Below are 14,823 nucleotides of genomic sequence, written 5' to 3'. Positions count from 1 at the left end.
GCCGTGGCGATCCAACCCATCCGTCTCTTCGGCGACCCGGTCCTGAGGCAGCGCGCGTCCGAGGTGACCGATTTCGACCGTGAGCTGCGCAGGCTCGTGGCCGACCTCACCGACACCATGGTCGCGGCGCCCGGCGCGGGCCTCGCCGCACCCCAGATCGGGGTCGGTCTCCGGGTCTTCACCTGGCACGTCGACGGCGAGCTCGGCCACCTGGTCAACCCGACGCTCGAGCTCTCCGAGGAGCAGCAGGACGGCGCCGAGGGCTGCCTGTCGATCCCGGAGCTGACCTTCGAGTGCCTGCGCGCCCTCTCGGTGGTCGCCAACGGCTTCGACATGTACGGCGAGCCGGTGACCATCCACGGCAGCGACCTGCTGGCCCGTGCGATCCAGCACGAGACCGACCACCTCGACGGCGTGCTGTTCGTCGACCGGCTCGACACCGACACCCGCAAGCAGGCGATGAAGGCGATCCGCGACTCGGAGTGGTTCGGGCTGGAGCGGCCGACGGTCAAGGTCAGCCCCCACCCGATGAACGGGTTCCAGATCTGATGCGGGTCGTCTTCGCCGGGACCCCCGAGGTCGCGCTGCCCGCCCTCGACGCGATCGCCACCAGCGACCACGAGCTCGTCGGTGTCGTCACGCGTCCTGACGCACCGGCCGGCCGGGGCCGGCGCCTGGTGGCGAGCCCGGTCGCGCTGCGCGGCGAGGAGCTCGGTGTCCCGGTGCTCAAGCCCGACCACCCGCGCGACCCGGACTTCCAGGCGGCGTTGCGCGACCTCGCACCCGACTGCTGCCCCGTGGTCGCCTACGGCGCGCTGCTGCCCCCGTCTGCCCTCGACATCCCGGGCCACGGGTGGGTCAACCTCCACTTCTCCGTCCTCCCGGCCTGGCGCGGTGCCGCGCCCGTCCAGCACGCCCTCTGGGCCGGTGACGAGGTGACGGGGGCGACGACCTTCCGGATCGTCCGCGAGCTCGACGCGGGTCCCGTGTTCGGCGTGATGACCGAGCGCATCCGTGACACCGACACGGCCGGCGACCTGCTGGGCCGGCTCGCCGAGGGCGGCGCCGGGCTGCTGGTCGCCACCCTCGACGGTCTCGCCGACGGCAGCCTCGAGGCGCGCGCGCAGCAGGCCGAGGGAGTCTCACTGGCGCCGAAGATCACGGTCGAGGACGCCGAGATCGACTGGCGGGAGCCCGCCGCGGCCGTCGACCGGCGGGTGCGTGCCTGCACCCCGGGACCCGGCGCGTGGTCGACCCTCGACGGTCAGCGGCTCAAGGTCGGGCCGGTCGTCCCCGACCCGGGCCACGAGCGGCTCGAGCCGGGCGTGCTGGCCGTCTCGAAGAACGCCGTCCACGTCGGCACCGCCACCGCACCCGTCCGCCTCGGCCGGGTCAAGGCGTTCGGCAAGAAGGAGATGCCGGCGGCCGACTGGGCGCGCGGCGTACGCCTCGCGGAGGGGACCCGGCTGGGCTGAGGCCCCTGACCGGGTGAGGTGACCCGGCTCACAGGTCGGCTAGGGTGACCGAGGTTTCGTTGAACCTTGGTCTACTCGGGAGGACCCACCCATGGCCATGCTGAGCGTGCTCGACCGCGAGCACACCGTCGCCCCCACCAGCTACAACCGGTGGCTGATCCCACCGGCGGCGCTCGCGATCCACCTGTGCATCGGGCAGGTCTACGCGACGAGCGTCTACAAGAACTCGATGGTCGAGCACTTCGACACCTCGCTGACGGCGATCGGCATCGTGTTCTCGGTCGCGATCGTGATGCTCGGTCTCGCGGCGGCGGTGCTCGGCACCTGGGTCGACCGGGTCGGACCACGACGGGCGATGTTCACCGCGGCGTGCTTCTGGGCCGCCGGGTTCATGGTGGGCGCGCTCGGCATCGCCACCTCCCAGCTGTGGCTGCTCTACCTCGGCTACGGCGTGCTGGGTGGCATCGGGCTCGGCATCGGTTACATCTCCCCGGTCTCGACCCTCATCAAGTGGTTCCCCGACCGGCCGGGCCTGGCCACCGGCATGGCCATCATGGGCTTCGGTGGCGGCGCGATGGTCGCCTCGCCGGCCTCCCGCCAGCTGATGAGCTTTTTCGACTCCGGCTACGACCCGTCCGACCCGGCCTCGCTGGCCGACGGCACCGCGCTGACGGGGCTCTTCGTCTGCCTCGGCGTCCTCTACTTCCTGATCATGATGATCGGCGTCGCCAACATCCGGGTCCCCGCGCCGGGCTGGAAGCCCGAGGGCTTCGACCCCAGCACGGCCGACAGGAAGCCGATGACGACCGACAAGGACGTCGCGGCCGACCAGGCGATCCGTACGCCGCAGTTCTGGCTGCTGTGGGTCGTGCTGTTCTGCAACGTCACCGCCGGCATCGGCATCCTCGAGCAGGCCGCCGGGATGATCCAGGACTTCTTCCGCGACAGCAGCGGCACGTCGACGGTGACCGTGGCGGCCGCGGGCGGCTTCGTGGGCCTGCTGTCGCTGTTCAACATGGCCGGTCGGTTCGTCTGGTCGAGCACGTCGGACTACATCGGGCGCAAGCCGACCTACATGATCTACCTCGGCGTCGGGATCGTGCTCTACGTCCTGCTCGCCCTCACCGGCTCGACCGCCACGGCGGTCTTCGTGCTGCTGGCCGCGATCATCATCTCCTTCTACGGCGGTGGCTTCGCCACGGTGCCGGCCTACCTCCGCGACCTGTTCGGGGTCTTCCAGGTCGGGGCGATCCACGGTCGGCTGCTGACCGCCTGGTCGGCCGCGGGTGTCGCGGGTCCGCTCATCATCAACGGCTTCCTCGACCGCGCGGGCGGTGTGGGTGAGCTGACCGCCGAGGCCTACCGGCCCGCCCTGTTCACGATGGCCGGCGTGCTGGCGGTCGGGTTCGTCGCCAACCTGCTCATCCGCCCGGTCGACCCGCGCCACCACGCCGACACCAGCGAGGTGGAGGCACGCACCAAGGCCGACGCCGCCGGCGCCCGCACCGCCGAGGACCACGCGCCGTCGACGACCGGGGTCCGGCTCGTGCTCTCGTGGGGAGTCGTCTCGGTGCTGCTGGTCTACGGCGTCTTCGAGACCCTCACCACCGCGCTGAAGCTCTTCTGAAGGGATCGATAGCCTCCTCCGCATGCCGGACCCCGCCCGACTCGCGGCCTACGACGTGCTGCGCGCGGTGCGCACGGAGGACGCCTACGCCAACCTCGTGCTGCCGCAGCAGCTGCGCGCCCACGCTCTGTCCGGCCGCGACGCCGCGTTCGCGACCGAGCTCGCGTCCGGCACGCTGCGGCGCCGGGCGACGTGGGACGCCGTCATCGACGCCTGCCTGACCGGCAAGGTCCAGCCCCGGGTGCGCGACGTGGTGCGGCTCGGCGTCCACCAGCTGCTGGCCATGCGGGTCGGCGACCACGCCGCCGTGTCGACGAGCGTCGACCTCGCCCGGGCCCGGACCGGCCCGCGGTCGGGCGGACTGGTCAACGCCGTCCTGAGGAAGGTCTCCACCCGCGACCTCGACGGCTGGCTCGACGAGGTCGCCCCGGACCCCGCGACCGATCCCGTGGGGCACCTGGCCGTGGTGCACAGCCACCCCCGGTGGGTCGTCGAGGAGCTCGCCCGCGCGCTCGGAGACGAGCGGGCCGAGGAGCTGCCGGTGCTGCTGGCGGCCGACAACGACGCACCCGCGGTCGTCCTGGTGGCGCGGCCGGGCCTGGCGACCCGCGACGAGCTCCCCGGCGAGCCGACCTCGTTCTCGCCCTACGGCGTCCGGCTGGCCGGCGGCGACCCGGGTGCGGTGCCCGCGGTGGCCGAGGGCCGCGCGGGCGTGCAGGACGAGGGATCCCAGCTGGTCGCGCTCGCCGTGGCGGGGGCCTCCGTCGAGGGCCGGGACGAGCGGTGGCTCGACCTCTGCGCGGGCCCCGGCGGGAAGGCCGCGCTGCTCGGGGCGCTCGCCCACGAGCGAGGCGCCACCCTGACCGCCAACGAGCCGCAGCCCCACCGCGCCGACCTGGTGCGGCGCTCGCTCCGCGTGGTCCCGGGCGCCCCCGAGGTGACCTCCTACGACGGGCGGGAGGGGCCGTGGGCTCCGGCGACCTTCGACCGGGTGCTGGTCGACGCGCCCTGCTCCGGGCTGGGGGCGCTGCGCCGCCGGCCCGAGGCACGCTGGCGCAAGCAGCCCACGGACCTCGACGAGCTCGTGCCGCTCCAGCGGGCACTCCTCACCCGGGCGCTCGAGCTGGTGCGGCCCGGCGGCGTCGTCGTCTACGCCACCTGCTCGCCGGTGCTCGCGGAGACCGTCGAGGTGGTCGAGGGCGTGCTCGAGGGGCGCGACGACGTCCGGCGGGGCGAGACGCGGCAGCTCTGGCCGCACGAGCACGGCACCGACGCCATGAGCTGGTCCGTGCTGACCCGGTGGTGACCAGAAGTGGTGACGATTCCGTCATGCCTCTGGATTTCCCCAAGGTCGCCGACGTTGAATGGGCCTGCGGCACCGGATCGGGCCGCAGGGGGAGGAGGACCGTGAACCGGCTCATGGGCAACCGCATCCTGGGGCGCGCCGCGCCCGCGCTCGCGCTGGCCCTCGGGCTCGTGCTGCCGGGGTGGGGATCGACCGCCCAGGCCGATGCGATCGTCGTCGTCCCCGGCACCGCCTTCCCGGGCTCCTCCACCTATCTCGCCCACTTCGGCTGCGAGAGCCTCTTCCACGTCGGACCGTCCCGGCCCTCCGTCGAGGTGGTGCTCGACGACGGCGCGCCGCTCGGACGGCGGGCCCTGGCGCTCCAGGACTCCGACGTCGGCGGGGCGACCGGCCCCGTGAGTCGTGTCGAGTCGATCGCGACCTCCCGCCAGGGGCTCTCGGTCCGGACCCCCGACGGCTCTGCCGGGGTCGCCTGGGTCTGGTACGCGACGGCCACCCTCGAGCAGGGCGAGGTGTGGGTCGGCCGTGCCGACCTCACGGCCGCCCCCGGCGGCTGGCGCACGGTCGAGCCCGGCGACTCGACCTACGCCTGGAGCCGTGTCGACTCCGAGAGCGGCGTCGTGCTCGAGGACGCGGGGGAGGCCACGGCCCCCGACTTCGCAGCGCTCCACGGTGACGGGCCGGGCTACCTCCTCGCGGGCCTCGGGTGCGACGGCAGTCGACAGTTCCTCGACGACGTCCGCGTCGGCGCGCCGGGCTCGGTCACCACCTACGACCTCGAGGGCTCCGACGTGACCACGACGATCACGGTGTCGGACACGGAGGTCCGGCGTGGGGGCGAGGTCACGATCTCCGGCACGACCCTGGACGCCCGGGGTGTCGTCGACGCCCCCCTCGTGCTGCAGGCCCGACGCGCGGGGGAGTCCGGGTTCCACGACGTCAGCGACCCGGTGTCCCCGGGGAGCGACGGCACCGTGAGCGCCCGGGTCACCCCGACGGTGGACACCGACTACCGGTGGTGGTTCGCCGAGCGACCCTGGGCCGACGCGCACGCCTCACCGGAGGTCACCATCGCGGTCCTCACCCCGGCGCCGAGCGGCGGACCCACCTCGTCCCCGGACCCGGCGCAGCCCCCGTCCGCACCCGTCCCGCCGAGCGCGCCGACGGCGACGTCCGCCCCGGCCCCCGACAGCTCGGCCGCCGCGACACCGCCGCCGGCGGAGGTCACCAGTCCCACGGACGAACCGAGCTCCCCGCCGACGGCGGAGTCCACGCCGACGGAGCCCACGACGACGGAGCCCACGACGACGGAGCCGACCTCGACGCCCTGACGTCGACTAGGTTGGCGTCATGGCGTCGCCGTTCACCGAGGTCGAGGTGGACGACCGCGTCATCAAGGTCACCAACCCCGACCGGGTCTACTTCCCCGAGTCCGGTGCGACCAAGCTCGACCTGGTCTACTACTACCTCGCGGTGGGCGACGGGATCGTGAACGCCCTCTTCGAGCGTCCGTGCATGCTCCACCGGTTCCCGAAGGGCCTCGCCGGCGACAAGGTCCACCAGAAGCGGCTCCCGGCCGGTGCCCCGCCCTGGGTGGAGACCGTGCGCCTGCACTTCCCGCGCTGGAACCGCACCGCCGACGAGCTCTGCGTGACCGAGCTGGGAGCGGTCGTGTGGGCGGTGCAGATGTCGACGGTCGAGTTCCACCCCTGGAACAGCCGTCGCGAGGACCCGGAGTCCCCCGACGAGTGGCGCATCGACCTCGACCCGGGGCCGCTGTCGGACTTCGCCCAGGTCAAGCGGGTCGCGGGGGTCGTCCACGAGGTGCTCGACGAGCTGGGTGCCGTGGGCTATCCCAAGACCAGCGGCGGCAAGGGCCTCCACGTCTACGTCAGGATCCGTCCCGATCACGGCCACAAGGTCGTACGCCGCGCCGCGCTGGCCTTCGCGCGCGAGGTCGAGCGGCGTGCTCCCGACGACGTGACGACGACCTGGTGGCGCAAGGACCGCGACCCCCACCACCTCTTCGTCGACTACAACCAGAACGCCCGCGACCACACGATCGCGGCGGCCTACTCCGTGCGCGGCGTCCCCGACGCCCGGGTCAGCACCCCGGTCCGCTGGGACGAGGTCGACGACTGCGACCCCCGCGACTTCACGATCTCCACCGTGCCCCGTCGCTTCGCCGAGCTGGGAGACCTCCACGCAGGCATCGACCGCGACGTCTTCGACATCGCCCCGCTGATCGAGTGGGCCGACCGTGACGAGGCGGCCGGGGCCGAGCCTCCCGCCGACCCCGAGGAGCAGCCGTGAACCGACCCGTCGACATCGGCGAGAAGCTCTCGTTGTTCTCCGAGCACTGGTCGCCGAAGGTCGTGGCCCGCCTCAACGACTACGAGGTCAAGCTCGTGAAGGTCAAGGGCGAGTTCGTCTGGCACCGCCACGAGGACACCGACGAGCTGTTCCTCGTCGTCGAGGGACGGTTGACGATCCAGCTCCGTGACGGCGACGTGACCCTCGGACCCGGACAGTTGTTCGTCGTACCGCGCGGGGTCGAGCACTGCCCCGTGGCCGACGGCGAGGTATGCGCGATGCTCATCGAGCCGACCGGCGTGGTCAACACCGGTGACACGGGCGGCGACCTGACCGCCGACCACGACACCTCGCTGCTCGACGATCCGGACGACTCCTAGGATCGTCGCCGTGGCCGTCCAGATCACCCCCAGCATCCTCAACGCCGACTTCGCAGCCCTCGGGGCGGAGGTGGGCAGGATCCCCGGTGCCGACTGGGTCCACGTCGACGTCATGGACAACCACTTCGTGCCCAACCTGACCTTCGGCCCCACGATGGTCGAGGCCCTCGCCCGTTCGACCGACGTCCCTCTGGACGCCCACCTGATGATCGAGGACCCCGACCGGGAGGCCCTCACCTACGTCGAGGCCGGGTGCGGATCGGTCACCTTCCACGTGGAGGCCTGCCGCGCGCCGGTCCGGCTCGCGCGCGAGATCCGCGGGCAGGGCGCCCGTGCCTCGATGGCGCTCAAGCCGGCCACGCCGATCGAGCCCTACGAGGACCTGCTCGCCGAGCTCGACATGGTGCTGCTGATGACCGTCGAGCCCGGCTTCGGCGGCCAGAAGTTCCTCGACCTGGTGCTGCCGAAGATCCGGCGCACCCGCGAGCTGATGGACCGGCACGGGGTCGAGACCTGGCTCCAGGTCGACGGAGGCGTCTCGCTCGAGACGATCGGGCGCTGCGCCGAGGCCGGCGCCGACGTGTTCGTCGCGGGCTCGGCGGTCTTCGGCGCGGACGACCCCGACGCGATGGTCGCCTCCCTCCGCGAGGCCGCCATCTCCTGACCTGCGGCTGTGGGCGACCTCACGGCCACCGCGGGCACCGACCGGAGTAGGCTCGACCTCGCAACAGCACCGACACGTCGGTGCTCGCGTGCTCTGGGGGCGGTGAAATTCCGCACCGGCGGTGACCGGACGAGAGTCCGGAAGTCCGCGACCCGGCCGCAGCCAGCGTCCGGTTGACCAGGTGGAACTCCTGGACCGACGGTCAAAGTCCGGATGGAAAGCGCACGCGGCCACGTCCGCACCCGTACGACGGTGTCGACGCCGGCCAGCAGGTCCCCGGACGTCCGTGAGCACCCCGGACCCGGAGGACCCGATGACCGCCACCCTCGCCGAGCAGGCCGCCATGGCGCGCGCCCTCGAGCTCGCGGCGACCCCAGGCGTTCCCCACGGGCCCAACCCCCGGGTCGGGTGCGTGCTGCTCGCCGCCGACGGGCGAGAGGTCGCCGAGGGCTTCCACCGCGGTGCGGGCTCGCCCCACGCCGAGGTCGACGCGCTCCGCAACGCGGGCGGCGACGCGCGCGGCGCGACCGCGGTCGTGACCCTCGAGCCGTGCAACCACACCAGTCCCCGGTCCGGCCCCTGTGCCGAGGCGCTCCTCGCCGCCGGCGTACGCCGGGTGGTGTTCGCCCAGGCCGACACGAACCCGGTCGCGCGTGGCGGCGCTGCCACCCTCGCCGCCGCGGGGGTGGAGATCGAGGGCGGGCTGCTCTCCGACGAGGCCCGCGCGCTCAACCGGGCGTGGACCTTCGCCGTGGAGCACGGCCGGCCCTTCGTGACCTGGAAGTTCGCGACCACCCTCGACGGTCGCAGCGCGGCCGCCGACGGGACCAGCCGGTGGGTCTCCAGCCCCGCCGCCCGGCGCGACACCCACCGGCTCCGCTCGGAGTGCGACGTGATGATGGTGGGGACCGGCACCGTCGTGGTCGACGACCCCGTGCTGACCGTCCGCGACGAGCTCGACCAGCCGCTGCCGCGCCAACCGCTGCGCGTCGTCGTGGGGGAGAGGGAGCTCCCGGCCGACCGCAGGGTGCTCGACGACGCGGCCGAGACGCTGCACCTCCGGACTCGCGATCCCCACGAGGTGCTCGCGCGCCTGGCGGAACGCGACCGCCAGCACGTGTTCCTCGAGGGAGGTCCCACCCTCGCCGCTGCCTTCCTGGGCGCCGACCTCGTCGACGAGGTCGTCGCCTACGTCGCGCCGATGCTGCTGGGCGACGGACTGTCCGCCGTCGGCTCACTCGGCGTCGACACCATCGCCGCGGCCCACCACCTCCACGTCGACGACGTCACGGTGCTGCGGGGCCACTCCCTCGAAGCGGCCGAGGACACCAACGTCCGACTCACCATGACCCCGAGGAGGGCGTGATGTTCACCGGCATCGTCGAGGAGCTCGGCACCGTCGCGGCGGTCGTCGACCAGGGTGACGCCGTGCGGCTCACCGTCCGGGCCGCGACCGTGCTCGAGGACACCCGCCTCGGCGACTCGATCGCCGTCAACGGGTGCTGCCTCACCGTCACGACGCTCGACGTCGACTGCTTCACGGCCGACGTCATGCAGGAGACGCTCGACAAGACCTCGCTGCGGGGCGTGGCGCCCGGCGACCGGGTCAACCTCGAGCGGGCGGCCACCCTGCAGACCCGCCTCGGTGGGCACCTCGTCCAGGGCCACGTCGACGACACGGCGGAGATCCTCGATCGTGCCCCCAGCGAGCACTGGGAGGTCGTGACGATCTCGCTGCCCGAGGCCCTCGCCCCGTTCCTGGTCGACAAGGGTTCGATCACCGTGGACGGCGTCAGCCTCACGGTCGTCGAGGCCGGTCACGACCGCTTCACCGTCAGCCTCATCCCCGAGACCCTCACCCGTACGACGCTCGGATCCCGGGCGCCGGGGGAGCGGGTCAACCTCGAGGTCGACGTCATCGCCAAGCACGTCCTCAAGTACACCGAGAACCTCGTTCGCCACCTGACCGGAGGAACCCCATGATCGACTGGCTGCTCCACGGCACCATCCCCGTCGCCGGAGGTGAGCTGCTCGTCCGGGAGGTGATCGGCAACCTCTTCGGGCTCGCCAGCGCCCTGTTCGGCATGAAGCGCCTGGTCTGGGCGTGGCCGGTGGGCATCGTCGGCAACGCGCTGCTCTTCACCGTCTTCGTGACCGGGGAGCTCAGCGGCGCCTCGACCGACCCGCTCTGGGGCCAGGCCGGCCGCCAGGTGTTCTTCATCGCCGTCAGCGTCTACGGCTGGTGGCGCTGGCAGCAGGCGCGCAGCGCCGGAGGTGCGGCGGACGGCGGTGCCATCACGCCGCGGTGGGCCACCGCCCGCGAGCGGGTCCAGCTGGTCGTGCTGGCGGTCGTCGGCTACGCCGCGGCCTACCTGCTCCTGCTGCAGATCGGCTCGTGGGGCCCGACCACCGAGGCCTGGATCCTGGCCGGCTCGATGCTGGCCACCTACGGGATGGCCCGCGGCTGGGTGGAGTTCTGGCTGGTCTGGATCCTGGTCGACGTCGTGGGCGTGACCACGCTGGTGCAGGCCGGCTTCTACCCGACGGCCGGCATGTACGTGTTCTACGGCGGCTTCTGCGTCGTCGGCCTCGTGGCGTGGTGGCGTGCGGAGCGCCAGGCGCGGGGCGAGGGGGAGCCGCGCGAGTCCGAGCGGGTGACGGCGTGAGCGTGCGCCTGGACTCCGTCGAGCGGGCGATCGCCGACATCGCGGCCGGCAGGGCCGTCGTGGTCGTCGATGACGAGGACCGCGAGAACGAGGGCGACATCATCTTCGCGGCCTCGAAGGCAACGCCGGAGCTGATGGCGTTCACGATCCGCCACTCCAGTGGCGTGATCTGCGTGCCGATGCCGGCCGACATGCTCGACCGCCTCGAGATCCCGCTGATGACGCCCCACAACAAGGACAGGCTGCGCACGGCCTACACGATCTCGGTGGACGCCCGCGACGGTGTCTCGACCGGCATCTCGGCCGCCGACCGGGCCCACACGGCGCGGGTGCTGGCCGACTCCGCGACGGAGCCGTGGGAGATCACCCGGCCCGGTCACGTCTTCCCCCTGCGCTACCGCGACGGCGGGGTGCTCGTGCGCCGCGGCCACACCGAGGCGGCGGTCGACCTCGCACGCCTGGCCGGGCTGACCCCGGCGGGCGTCCTGGTCGAGGTGGTGAACGACGACGGGACCATGAAGCGCGCGCCGGAGCTGCGCGAGTTCGCCGACGAGCACGGGCTGGCGATGATCTCGATCGAGGACCTCGTCCGGCACCGGCACCGGACCGAGATGCTCGTCGAGCGCGTCGCCGAGACCCGGCTGCCCACTCGGTCGGGAGACTTCCGCGCCTTCGGCTACCGCAGCCGCGTCGACGAGGGCGAGCACCTCGCCCTGGTCCACGGCGACCTCGAGGCGGCGCGGGCCTCCGGCGAGCCGGTGCTCGTCCGCGTCCACTCCGAGTGCCTCACCGGCGACGTCTTCGGCAGCCACCGCTGCGACTGCGGCCCCCAGCTCGAGGAGGCCCTCGACCGGGTCGTCGCCGAGGGCACCGGCATCGTGATCTACCTGCGGGGCCACGAGGGCCGCGGCATCGGCCTGGTCGCCAAGCTCCAGGCCTACGCCCTCCAGGACGGCGGGCGGGACACGGTCGACGCCAACCTCGACCTGGGGCTCCCCGCCGACGCCCGCCACTACGGTGCGGCGACCCAGATCCTGCGCGACCTGGGCGTCGGCTCGGTCCGGCTCCTGACCAACAACCCGGACAAGACCTCGAGCCTCGAGGACTACGGTGTGGCCGTGGCCGAGCGGGTTCCCCTGACCCCGCGTGCCAACGACCACAACCTGGCCTACCTGCTGACCAAGCGCGACCGCATGGGCCACGACCTGCCCGACCTGGCCGACCACCTCATCCCCGACCTGGAGGAGACCCCGTGAGCGGTGCCGGAGCCCCCGCCCAGAAGCCCACCGACTGCCACGAGCTGCGCGTCGCCGTGGTGGCCGCGAGCTGGCACGAGACCGTGATGGCCGGCCTGCTCGACGGTGCGGCCCGTGCGTGCCGTGACTACCGCGTCGAGGAGCCGCACGTCGTCCGGGTGCCGGGCACCTTCGAGCTGCCCGTCGTCGCCGCCGCCCTCGCGGGGCAGGGGTACGACGCGATCGTGGCGCTCGGCGTCGTGATCCGCGGCGGCACGCCCCACTTCGACTACGTCTGCACCGCGGCCACCGACGGGCTCACCCGGGTCGCGATCGACCACCAGACCGCCCTGGGCTTCGGCGTCCTGACCTGCGACACCGAGGAGCAGGCGCTCGACCGGGCCGGCCTCTCGACGTCCCACGAGGACAAGGGCTACGAGGCGGCGTCCGCCGCCCTGACCACCGCACAGACCCTGCGTCAGCTCAAGCGCGGCTACGTCTAGGCTTTCTCCGTGTGAAGACGTTCGACGAGCTCTGGTCCGAGCTGAGCGAGAAGGCCGCCACCCGGCCCGAGGGCTCGGGCACCGTGCGACAGCTCGACGCCGGTGTCCATGCGATCGGCAAGAAGCTGGTCGAGGAGGCGGCCGAGTCCTGGATGGCCGCCGAGCACGAGGGCCGCGAGCGGGCTGCCGAGGAGCTGAGCCAGCTGCTCTACCACGCCCAGGTGCTCATGCTCGCCTGCGACCTGACCCTCGACGACGTCTACGCGCACCTCTGAAGGACCTCCCATGACCACCCAGACGAACGGCGACCGGCTGCTCCGCGTCGCCGTGCCCAACAAGGGCGCGCTGTCCCAGGCCGCCTCCGAGATCCTGCGCGAGTCCGGCTACCGCCAGCGCCACGACGCCAAGGAGCTGCGGCTCCTCGACGCCGAGAACGGGGTGGAGTTCTTCTACCTCCGCCCGCGCGACATCGCCCTCTACGTCGGTGAGGGCACCCTCGACGTCGGCATCACCGGTCGTGACCTGCTCCTCGACTCGGGAGCGAAGGCCGAGGAGGTCATGGACCTCGGGTTCGGGAGCAGCCGCTTCCGGTTCGCCGGTCCCGCCGGACGCTTCAGCGACCTCGCCGAGCTCGCCGGCCAGCGGATCGCGACGTCCTACGTCGGCATCGTGGAGGCCTTCCTCGAGCAGCGCGGCATCGACGCGACCGTCACCCGGCTCGACGGGGCCGTCGAGTCCAGCATCCAGCTCGGCGTGGCCGACGTGATCGCCGACGTGGTCGAGACCGGCAGCACCCTGCGCGCCGCCGGCCTCGAGACCTTCGGTGACACGATCCTCGAGTCCCAGGCGGTGCTGATCACCCGCGGGGCCGAGGTGCCGTCCGAGTTCGAGATCTTCCGGCGCCGGCTCGAGGGCGTCCTCGTGGCCCGTGCCTACGTGATGATGGACTACGACATCCCTGCCGCCCACGTCTCCGACGCGGTGGCGCTCACCCCGGGCATCGAGAGCCCGACCGTCTCGCCGCTCCACCGGGAAGGCTGGGTGGCGGTGCGCGCGATGGTGCCGCGCACCGGGGCCCAGCGGTTGATGGACGAGCTGTGGGAGATCGGCGCGCGCGGCATCCTGCTCACGGACATCCATGCCTGCCGCCTCTGAGCCGGGGCTGCCGCGCACCTGGCGGCCGCTGGGCGTGCGTGTGGCCGGCATCGTCTTCGGCGGCCTGCTGGTCGTGGTGTGCGCGGCGGCGTGGTTCTCCTTCGACGCCGAGACGCGGGCGAGGTTCACCGTCTTCCAGCGCGGCACGATCGTGTTCCTCGGCCTGCTCTTCTTCTCGGTCGGCTACGCCATGGCCCGCTCCCGCGTCGTGGCGGCCGCCGACCGGCTCGTCGTGGTCAACGGCTACCGGCGCCACGACTACGAGTGGGCCGAGGTGGTCGCGGTCCACATGCCGCCCGGAGCGCCGTGGGCCGTGCTCGACCTCGCCGACGGCACCAGTCAGCCCGCCATGGGCATCCAGGGCTCCGACGGCGGCCGCGCCCGCGCGGCCGTGGTCGAGCTCCGGACCCTGATCGACCGCTAGGACAGGTCGAGGACCAGGTCGGCGATCTCGCGCGTCCGGTGCCGCTCGAAGTGCTCGGCCTCGGCAGCCGCCCACGCGTCCCAGTAGGGCGCGAAGTCGTCGCCGTCGCGTGCGAGAGCCCGCGCCCGCCTGACGTCGTGCGCCGCCTCGACCCAGACGATCGCGGTGGCCTGCCGCGCGGCGACCGGGGCGGCCGACCCGACGCCCTCGAGGACGAGCAGCGGCGACGGCGCCACGGCCACCTCCTCCGCCCAGTCCCCGGCCTGCCAGTCCCAGCGGCGGTGCCGTCCGGTCTCGCCCCGGGCCAGTGGTGCGACCAGGGTGGCGAGCTGGGCGTGGACCGCCCCGAGGCCGTCCCACCCGGCATAGAGGTCGTCCATGTGGACCACCCGGCACGGCCGCAGCCGGTGGATCGCGGCCGCGAACGTCGTCTTGCCCGATCCGGCGGGACCGTCGATGCACACCAGTCGTCCGGGCCCGAGCGTCGCGCGACGCGCGTCCACCAGGGCGAGCACCCGACGTGCGTCCTCCGTCGTGGGCATGGACCCAACCCTAGACACGCAGCGTGTCGAAGCGCCCCGCAGGCGCCGCGGATGGGGCAGGCTGTCTCCGGGTCCGGTGTACCGGACCCTGACATCCGACATCTCAGGAACCGTTCACAGGGGGAACCATGCACGTCCGTACCCGTCTCGCGGCCGCCGTCGCCGCGATCGCCGTTAGCGTCCCGCTGGCCGCCGTCGGCACCGCCCAGGCCGAGCCGGCGACGCCGGAGGTCAAGCGCGAGATCTCGATCAGGGGCATCGAGCCGCGCACCAACGTCTTCTTCGCCAAGGGCAAGGTCACGCCGAGCTACGAGAACCGTTACGCGACCATGCAGCGCAAGCTCAAGAGCGCGAACTCGTGGGACAACTGGAAGAAGTTCAAGACCAACGGCAAGAGCCGCTACCGCAAGGAGATCAAGGCCCTCAACCGGGTCGGGACGATCTGCTACCGGGTGAAGATCGGGGCCAGCGGTCGCTTCGAGACGTCCTACTCCGGCCGGGTCTGCATCAAGACCAGTCGCGGCTGACGCTCG

18 protein-coding genes and 1 riboswitch are annotated in these 14,823 nt (G+C 72.7%); of the genes, 17 read left to right on the top strand and 1 reads right to left on the bottom strand.

Going from position 1 to position 14,823, the window contains the following annotated elements; genetic code table 11:
• Window positions 1-3: 3 nt before the first annotated feature.
• The 16 genes from def (at window position 4) to ABD091_RS00170 (ending at window position 13,748) form a co-directional block, all read left to right on the top strand.
• Window positions 4-549, top strand: a complete 546-nt coding sequence (gene def, locus ABD091_RS00245) for a peptide deformylase (protein ID WP_343915095.1) — start codon at window positions 4-6, stop codon at window positions 547-549.
• Entirely contained in the window at window positions 549-1,475 is a 927-nt protein-coding gene (fmt, locus tag ABD091_RS00240; RefSeq protein WP_343915094.1) for a methionyl-tRNA formyltransferase, read from the top strand. Before def ends, fmt begins: the two co-directional genes overlap by 1 nt.
• Before the next feature lie 91 nt (window positions 1,476-1,566).
• Window positions 1,567-3,102: an OFA family MFS transporter gene (locus ABD091_RS00235; RefSeq protein ID WP_343915093.1), complete on the top strand. Its 1,536-nt coding sequence runs from the start codon at window positions 1,567-1,569 to the stop codon at window positions 3,100-3,102.
• A gap of 22 nt (window positions 3,103-3,124) precedes the next feature.
• Entirely contained in the window at window positions 3,125-4,408 is a 1,284-nt protein-coding gene (locus tag ABD091_RS00230; RefSeq protein WP_343915092.1) for an RsmB/NOP family class I SAM-dependent RNA methyltransferase, read from the top strand.
• A 101-nt stretch (window positions 4,409-4,509) separates the two neighbouring features.
• Window positions 4,510-5,739 (top strand): hypothetical protein, encoded by a 1,230-nt coding sequence (locus ABD091_RS00225; protein ID WP_343915091.1) that lies wholly within the window; start codon window positions 4,510-4,512, stop codon window positions 5,737-5,739.
• A 19-nt stretch (window positions 5,740-5,758) separates the two neighbouring features.
• Window positions 5,759-6,721 (top strand): non-homologous end-joining DNA ligase, encoded by a 963-nt coding sequence (ligD, locus tag ABD091_RS00220; protein ID WP_343915090.1) that lies wholly within the window; start codon window positions 5,759-5,761, stop codon window positions 6,719-6,721.
• Window positions 6,718-7,101 carry a cupin domain-containing protein gene (locus ABD091_RS00215; RefSeq protein WP_343915089.1) on the top strand — a complete coding sequence of 128 codons (384 nt, stop codon included), beginning with the start codon at window positions 6,718-6,720 and terminating at the stop codon, window positions 7,099-7,101. Before ligD ends, ABD091_RS00215 begins: the two co-directional genes overlap by 4 nt.
• A gap of 10 nt (window positions 7,102-7,111) precedes the next feature.
• A complete protein-coding gene (gene rpe / locus ABD091_RS00210) occupies window positions 7,112-7,765 on the top strand; it encodes a ribulose-phosphate 3-epimerase (RefSeq protein WP_343915088.1) in 654 nt (217 codons plus the stop codon).
• Window positions 7,766-7,849: 84 nt separating this feature from the next.
• Window positions 7,850-7,995, top strand: a riboswitch (FMN riboswitch).
• 83 nt (window positions 7,996-8,078) lie between these two features.
• Window positions 8,079-9,131, top strand: coding sequence for a bifunctional diaminohydroxyphosphoribosylaminopyrimidine deaminase/5-amino-6-(5-phosphoribosylamino)uracil reductase RibD (gene ribD, locus ABD091_RS00205; protein WP_343920837.1), 1,053 nt, complete (start codon window positions 8,079-8,081; stop codon window positions 9,129-9,131).
• On the top strand, window positions 9,131-9,748 hold the full coding sequence (locus ABD091_RS00200; RefSeq protein ID WP_343915087.1) for a riboflavin synthase: 618 nt from the start codon (window positions 9,131-9,133) through the stop codon (window positions 9,746-9,748). The genes ribD and ABD091_RS00200 overlap by 1 nt, the downstream gene beginning before the upstream one ends.
• Window positions 9,745-10,431, top strand: a complete 687-nt coding sequence (gene pnuC, locus ABD091_RS00195) for a nicotinamide riboside transporter PnuC (RefSeq protein WP_343915086.1) — start codon at window positions 9,745-9,747, stop codon at window positions 10,429-10,431. Before ABD091_RS00200 ends, pnuC begins: the two co-directional genes overlap by 4 nt.
• Window positions 10,428-11,687 (top strand): bifunctional 3,4-dihydroxy-2-butanone-4-phosphate synthase/GTP cyclohydrolase II, encoded by a 1,260-nt coding sequence (locus tag ABD091_RS00190; protein ID WP_343915085.1) that lies wholly within the window; start codon window positions 10,428-10,430, stop codon window positions 11,685-11,687. Before pnuC ends, ABD091_RS00190 begins: the two co-directional genes overlap by 4 nt.
• Window positions 11,684-12,169, top strand: a complete 486-nt coding sequence (ribH, locus tag ABD091_RS00185; RefSeq protein ID WP_343915084.1) for a 6,7-dimethyl-8-ribityllumazine synthase — start codon at window positions 11,684-11,686, stop codon at window positions 12,167-12,169. The genes ABD091_RS00190 and ribH overlap by 4 nt, the downstream gene beginning before the upstream one ends.
• 11 nt (window positions 12,170-12,180) lie before the next feature.
• The gene (locus ABD091_RS00180) at window positions 12,181-12,444 is read left to right on the top strand and encodes a phosphoribosyl-ATP diphosphatase (protein WP_343915083.1); all 264 of its coding nucleotides are present in this window, start codon (window positions 12,181-12,183) and stop codon (window positions 12,442-12,444) included.
• Between the two features lie 10 nt (window positions 12,445-12,454).
• Window positions 12,455-13,324 (top strand): ATP phosphoribosyltransferase, encoded by an 870-nt coding sequence (hisG, locus tag ABD091_RS00175; RefSeq protein WP_343915082.1) that lies wholly within the window; start codon window positions 12,455-12,457, stop codon window positions 13,322-13,324.
• A complete protein-coding gene (locus ABD091_RS00170) occupies window positions 13,308-13,748 on the top strand; it encodes a PH domain-containing protein (RefSeq protein ID WP_343915081.1) in 441 nt (146 codons plus the stop codon). Before hisG ends, ABD091_RS00170 begins: the two co-directional genes overlap by 17 nt.
• Here the strand turns inward: ABD091_RS00170 and ABD091_RS00165 are convergent.
• The gene (locus tag ABD091_RS00165; RefSeq protein ID WP_343915080.1) at window positions 13,745-14,290 is read right to left on the bottom strand and encodes a nucleoside/nucleotide kinase family protein; all 546 of its coding nucleotides are present in this window, start codon (window positions 14,288-14,290) and stop codon (window positions 13,745-13,747) included. The genes ABD091_RS00170 and ABD091_RS00165 overlap by 4 nt on opposite strands.
• 128 nt (window positions 14,291-14,418) lie before the next feature.
• On the opposite strand from ABD091_RS00165, the gene ABD091_RS00160 reads away from it, so the two are divergent.
• Window positions 14,419-14,817, top strand: coding sequence for a hypothetical protein (locus ABD091_RS00160; RefSeq protein ID WP_343915079.1), 399 nt, complete (start codon window positions 14,419-14,421; stop codon window positions 14,815-14,817).
• The last annotated feature ends 6 nt before the right edge of the window (window positions 14,818-14,823 follow it).

Origin of the sequence: Nocardioides aestuarii (genome assembly GCF_039527245.1) — a bacterium.
Lineage (GTDB): Bacteria > Actinomycetota > Actinomycetes > Propionibacteriales > Nocardioidaceae > Nocardioides > Nocardioides aestuarii.
Note: the sequence above shows the minus strand (reverse complement) of the source record. Positions and strands in the feature narration are given on the sequence as shown.